The sequence below is a fragment of the Rhodococcus sp. BS-15 genome (genome assembly GCF_000813105.1).
Lineage (GTDB): Bacteria > Actinomycetota > Actinomycetes > Mycobacteriales > Mycobacteriaceae > Rhodococcoides.
On the sequence record NZ_BAOX01000294.1, the window covers coordinates 1 to 5930 of the forward strand.

5 protein-coding genes and 1 pseudogene are annotated in these 5930 nt (G+C 64.4%); all 6 read left to right on the forward strand.

Features of this window, described 5'->3' with window-relative positions; all coding sequences use genetic code 11:
* Positions 1 to 248 precede the first annotated feature (248 nt).
* Positions 249 to 1606, forward strand: a pseudogene (gene pafA, locus RHBS_RS23035) (Pup--protein ligase).
* Positions 1607 to 1667: 61 nt separating this feature from the next.
* Positions 1668 to 2660: a YafY family protein gene (locus tag RHBS_RS23040; protein ID WP_121869868.1), complete on the forward strand. Its 993-nt coding sequence runs from the start codon at positions 1668 to 1670 to the stop codon at positions 2658 to 2660.
* Positions 2657 to 3652: a YafY family protein gene (locus tag RHBS_RS23045; protein ID WP_121869867.1), complete on the forward strand. Its 996-nt coding sequence runs from the start codon at positions 2657 to 2659 to the stop codon at positions 3650 to 3652. Before RHBS_RS23040 ends, RHBS_RS23045 begins: the two co-directional genes overlap by 4 nt.
* 86 nt (positions 3653 to 3738) lie before the next feature.
* Positions 3739 to 4005: a Sec-independent protein translocase subunit TatA gene (gene tatA / locus RHBS_RS23050; protein ID WP_121869866.1), complete on the forward strand. Its 267-nt coding sequence runs from the start codon at positions 3739 to 3741 to the stop codon at positions 4003 to 4005.
* Between the two features lie 110 nt (positions 4006 to 4115).
* Complete coding sequence (gene tatC, locus RHBS_RS23055; protein ID WP_128646502.1) at positions 4116 to 5087, forward strand: twin-arginine translocase subunit TatC; 972 nt, start codon at positions 4116 to 4118, stop codon at positions 5085 to 5087.
* A gap of 27 nt (positions 5088 to 5114) precedes the next feature.
* Positions 5115 to 5930, forward strand: an 816-nt coding sequence (locus RHBS_RS23060; RefSeq protein ID WP_128646504.1) for a DEAD/DEAH box helicase, incomplete at its 3' end; no start/stop codon positions are given.

Below are 5930 nucleotides of genomic sequence, written 5' to 3' on the forward strand. Positions count from 1 at the left end.
TCGAGCCATAGGACGGCCGTGATCGGCGGCGTTGCTCAAGGCGCGCAGGCCACCGTCCGCGCGGCTCTGCCGCAGAGCAGCACTTCGCGCCACCAGGGACAGATCCCACGCGTGGACGGCCGTCGCGATCGAGGTACGCGTGGATGTCATGACGCCCAGCCTAGGCACGTGCGACGGCATCCTCACGGACGGACGACATCGGGGCGCTCCGACACATCGATTCGAGGGTTGCGTTGTAGTGTCGAAGTGTGCAGCGACGAATTATGGGCATCGAGACAGAGTTCGGTGTCACATGTACTTTTCACGGACATCGACGGCTGAGTCCGGACGAAGTGGCTCGCTATCTGTTTCGCCGAGTCGTCTCGTGGGGTCGAAGCTCGAATGTGTTCCTTCGCAACGGTGCCCGCCTGTACCTCGATGTGGGCTCGCACCCCGAGTACGCCACCGCCGAGTGCGACAGTCTGTTGCAGTTGGTCACCCACGACCGCGCCGGTGAGCGAGTGCTGGAAGACCTGCTGATCGACGCCGAGCAACGCCTGGCAGAAGAAGGTATCGGGGGCGATATCTATCTGTTCAAGAACAACACCGACTCGGCGGGAAACTCCTACGGCTGCCACGAGAACTTTCTCGTGCAACGTGCCGGCGAGTTCTCCCGAATCTCGGACGTGCTGCTGCCGTTCCTGGTCACGCGTCAGTTGATCTGTGGCGCAGGCAAGGTACTCCAGACGCCGAAGGCTGCGACGTTCTGCCTCTCACAGCGCGCCGAGCACATCTGGGAAGGCGTCTCCTCGGCCACCACTCGTTCGCGACCCATCATCAACACTCGCGACGAGCCGCACGCCGACGCCGAGAAGTACCGCCGGCTGCACGTCATCGTGGGCGACTCGAACATGGCCGAGACCTCGACGATGCTCAAGGTCGGAACGGCAGCCCTCGTTCTCGAAATGATCGAGGCGGGCGTGTCCTTCCGAGATTTCGCACTGGACAATCCGATTCGCGCCATCCGCGAGGTCAGTCACGATCTCACCGGACGGCGTCCCGTTCGACTCGCCGGGGGACGACAGGCCAGCGCCCTCGATATTCAGCGCGAGTACTACGCGCGAGCCGTCGAGCATCTCAAGACGCGCGAGCCGAACACTCAGGTGGAGCAGGTCGTCGATCTGTGGGGACGAACGCTCGACGCCATCGAGACACAGGATTTCGCGAAGGTGGACACCGAGATCGACTGGGTCATCAAGCGCAAACTGTTCCAGCGGTATCAAGACCGGTACTCGATGGAGCTGTCCGATCCCAAGATCGCGCAGTTGGACCTGGCCTATCACGACATCAAACGCGGCCGAGGAGTGTTCGACCTGTTGCAGCGCAAGGGTCTGGCCAAACGAGTCACCGAGGACGAACAGATCGACGAGGCCGTCGATCTGCCGCCGCAGACCACCCGAGCCAAGCTGCGCGGAGAATTCATCACGCAGCTCAGGAGGCAGGTCGCGACTTCACGGTCGACTGGGTGCACCTCAAGCTCAACGACCAGGCTCAGCGAACCGTGCTGTGCAAGGATCCGTTCCGTTCGGTCGACGAGCGAGTGGAACGGCTGATCGCGTCGATGTAGCGCCGCACGCAGTCGGGTCGTTACCGCTGCGGCCACCGGTGAGCAACTAGGCTCGACTGTCGTGGCCACCACCAAAGTCGAACGCCTGATGAATCTGGTCATCTGTCTGCTGTCGACACGTCAGTTCCTGACCGCGGAGTGGATCCGCGAGAGCGTTGCCGGATACGACGACTCCACCAGCCACGAAGCGTTCAGCAGGATGTTCGAGCGAGACAAGAACGAACTGCGCGACCTCGGAGTCCCGTTGGAGACCGGTACCGCAACCAGATTCGGTGGCGTCGAGGGCTATCGCATCAATCGCGATGCCTACGAACTGCCCGACATCGACCTCACCAGCGAGGAATCGGCCGCCGTTGCGGTCGCCGTCAAACTGTGGGAATCGCCGGAGCTCACCTCCGCGGCACAGAGTGCGTTGCTCAAACTCCGGGCCGCCGGAATTCAGGTCGACCAGAACGAGTCCGCCGCAGCGGTCACCGCGGTTCCCGCACGCACCCGAGGCTCCGAACCCGCGCTGGGTGCCTTGCTGGCCGCGATCGACGACGGCAAGTCGGTGCGGTTCCAACACCGCCCGTCGTTGACCGAGCCGTTCACCACCAGAACCGTTCAGCCGTGGGGTGTCGTGACGTTTCGCGGCCGCTGGTATCTGGTGGGACACGACGTGGACCGCGACGACACCCGCACGTTCCGACTGTCCCGAATCGGCGACGAGGTCAAGTCGTTCGGCACCCCGCAGAGCGTCCGCAAGCCCGACGGCGTCGATCTGCAGGACATCGTCCGTCGAGTGGCGGGCACGTCCTCGGTATCGGGCACGGCCCGGGTATGGCTACAGGACGGAAGGGCGCTGGAATTGCGCAGAATGGGAACGGTGGTCGGCGTGCAGAGTCTCGGCACCCGCAGCGGCACTGTCGTCGAGGTTCCCGTGCGGTCCTGGGATTGGGTCTCGCGGTTGATCGCCGGTCACGGCGCGGATGCGGTGGTGCTCGAACCCGCGGAACTGCGCGCCGACGTGATCTCCACCCTGCAGAAGGCGGCCGACGTGGAGAACGAGCGATGAGCGCACGACTGTCGGTTCGGCTGGCCAGGTTGCTCAACATGGTGCCGTTCTTCATGGCCAATCCCGGCTTGAGTGCCGAGGAGGCCGCGCGCGAGCTGGGGGTGTCGACGGCGACCCTGATGGCCGATCTCAATCAGCTCTGGATGTGCGGTCTGCCCGGCTACGGCCCGGGTGATCTCATCGATCTCTCCTTCTCCGAGGAGAGCATCGACGTGACGTTCTCGGCCGGAATCGATCGACCGCTACGCCTGACGTCGACCGAGGCGACGGCCCTGTTGGTTGCACTGCGGTCCCTGACCTCGATGCCCGGCATGGTCGATCCGTCCGCCGCTCAGCGCGCGATCGCGAAGATCGAGACCGCAGCGGGCTCGGCGGCGGCCAACGTGCCACTCTCGTCGGATCACGACGGCGCAGGTGCGGAAGAAGGCCCGGTTTCCGCCACCGTCCGATCTGCGCTGCGTCATCGGCACGCTCTGGAGCTGACCTACTATTCCGCATCGCGGGATGTCGTCACCGAGCGGACCGTCGACCCGATCAGGACGGTCGTCGTCGACGACAACAGCTATGTCCAGGCGTGGTGCCGAAGCGCCGAGGGAGTTCGGCTGTTCCGCTTCGACCGCATCGACTCGGCAACCGAACTCGACGAACCCGCCGCGCCGCCGGAATCGGTGCAGGACGAGGACGCCTTCGAGATCTTCAACGACGATCCCTCGCTGTCTCAGGCGCGGTTGAAGGTGTCGCCTGCCTTCACCTGGATCCTGGACTACTACCCGATGACCCAGGTCGCCGCGGATGCGGACGGGTCGATCGTGGTCACGATGCGGTTCGCGACGCTGCAGTGGATGACGCGATTGACCTTGGGCTTCGGTGGCGGCGTCACGGTACTGGCACCTGAATCCTTGGTGAACTCCGTCCGCGATCGAGCCCGCTCTGCCCTGGATGCGTACGCCGAGCTAGACGCCACCAGCGCGAACGGCACCGTCGCCACATGAACACGGGGCAAACCGGCACCCGCCGCTGCCGGAGGCGGCACCCGGGGTCGGGTACGCTCGGTTCATCTGATCTGTAGGAGGTTCGCATGGGATTCACCAGTCCTTGGCACTGGGCCATCGTTGCGGTGGTCGTCATCATTCTGTTCGGTTCCAAGAAGCTGCCCGAGGCTGCTCGCGGACTCGGCCGGTCGTTGCGCATCTTCAAGAGCGAGGTGAAGGAGATGCAGAACGACGGCAAGTCCGACACCGACACTGCGACGGCGCAGCAGCCGACCGCTCCCGCTCAGCTGCCCTCTCCCGCGCCGGTCGTGCAGCCGACCAGCGAGACCCAGCACGACGCCAAGTCTGCCTGAGCGCAAGGCCGCTCAGCACGCCTTCGGTGCCAGGTGGCACCGAAGGTTCACTGCTGTCGGTGACGGCCTATCGCCGTCGTCCGACCGAAGAAGGCTGACCGTAGAACACCATGCGCATTCCGTTCGATCCGCGGCGTAGCAAGCGCCGAGTCAATCCCGACGGCACGATGTCGTTGGTCGATCACCTGTACGAGCTGCGAACCCGGCTCCTGTGGTCGTTGGTTGCCGTCGCGCTGACGACTGCCTTCGGGTTCTTCTGGTACTCGCACACCATCCTCGGCGTCGAGAGCCTCGGCGACCTCCTACGGGGGCCCTACTGCACACTCGACCCCAGCCTGCGCGCGAACCTGAGCAACGACGACCAGTGTCGACTGTTGGCGACCGGACCGTTCGATCAGTTCCTGTTGCGGTTCAAGGTCGCGTTCACCGCGGGCGTCGTCATGGCCTGCCCCATCTGGCTGTATCAGATCTGGGCCTTCATCACCCCGGGCCTGTACGCCAACGAACGGCGACACGCGGTCTCGTTCGTCTCCGGAGCGGCAGCGCTGTTCGTCGCCGGAGCCGTCCTGGCCTACTACGTGGTCGCCAAGGGCCTGCACTTCTTGCTCTCCATCGGCGACAACGTGCAGATCACCGCCCTCAGCGGCGATCAGTACTTCGGATTCCTGATCAACCTCCTCATCATCTTCGGCGTCAGCTTCGAGATTCCGTTGCTGGTCGTCGCCCTGAACTTCGTCGGCGTACTCACCTACGAGCGACTCAAGGCGTGGCGTCGAGGTCTCATCTTCGGGCTGTTCGTCTTCGCGGCCATCGCAACTCCGGGGCAGGACCCGTTCTCGATGCTGGCATTGGCCTTGGCATTGACGGTGCTCTTCGAAATGGCAGTGCAGATTGCGCGAATTCACGACAAGCGTAAGTTGCGCAAGAGAAGAGACGAATGGGGTGATGTGTCAGATGACGAAGCAACGCGCATCGACGGCGCAGGTTCGATCGAGTCACCGGATGCCGTCGCTCCGACACCGCCGTCCAACGGCTTCGGTACCGCGACCCGAGCACAGGCACAGTACGACGACACGATCTGACCTCGGTCGGACCGTCGGGTCGATCGCATGACCGAGACGGTTGTCGATACGGGGACAAGCCCCCGACCCACCCAGCTGCAACGCTTCTCGGCAGAGCTCGGCTTCCCCCTCGACCGGTTCCAGGTGGATGCGTGCACCGCCCTGGAGAACGGTCACGGTGTTCTGGTCTGTGCCCCCACCGGTGCGGGCAAGACCGTGATCGGCGAGTTCGCGGTGCACTTGGCGCTCGCCGCCGGACGTAAGTGCTTCTACACCACCCCGATCAAGGCGCTGAGCAACCAGAAGTTCGCCGAGCTGACCGCGCGGTACGGGCGTGACACGGTCGGGCTGCTGACCGGAGATTCGTCGATCAACCCCGATGCCCCCATCGTCATCATGACGACCGAAGTGCTGCGTAACATGCTCTACGCATCCTCGGACGCATTGCGGGGGCTCTCGCACGTCGTCATGGACGAGGTGCACTACCTCGCCGACCGATTCCGAGGCGCGGTGTGGGAGGAGGTCATCCTGCACCTGTCCGACGACGTTCGACTGGTCAGCCTGTCGGCAACGGTGAGCAACGCCGAGGAGTTCGGTGCCTGGATGAGCACGGTTCGCGGTGACACCTCGGTCGTGGTGGACGAGAACCGTCCGGTGCCCCTCTCGCAGCACATCATGGTGGGCCGCCGCTTGTTCGATCTGTTCGACACGCGCGCCCAGTCGGCGGACGGCAGTCAGAAGGTCGTCGTCGATCGGGAACTCGTCCGGCACGTCAAACAACGTCAGTCCCTCGACTCGATGGACCGCTGGCACGCACCGCACAGCAGGGGCCGCGGCGGTCGCGCGGGCGGCGGAGGTCGCGGA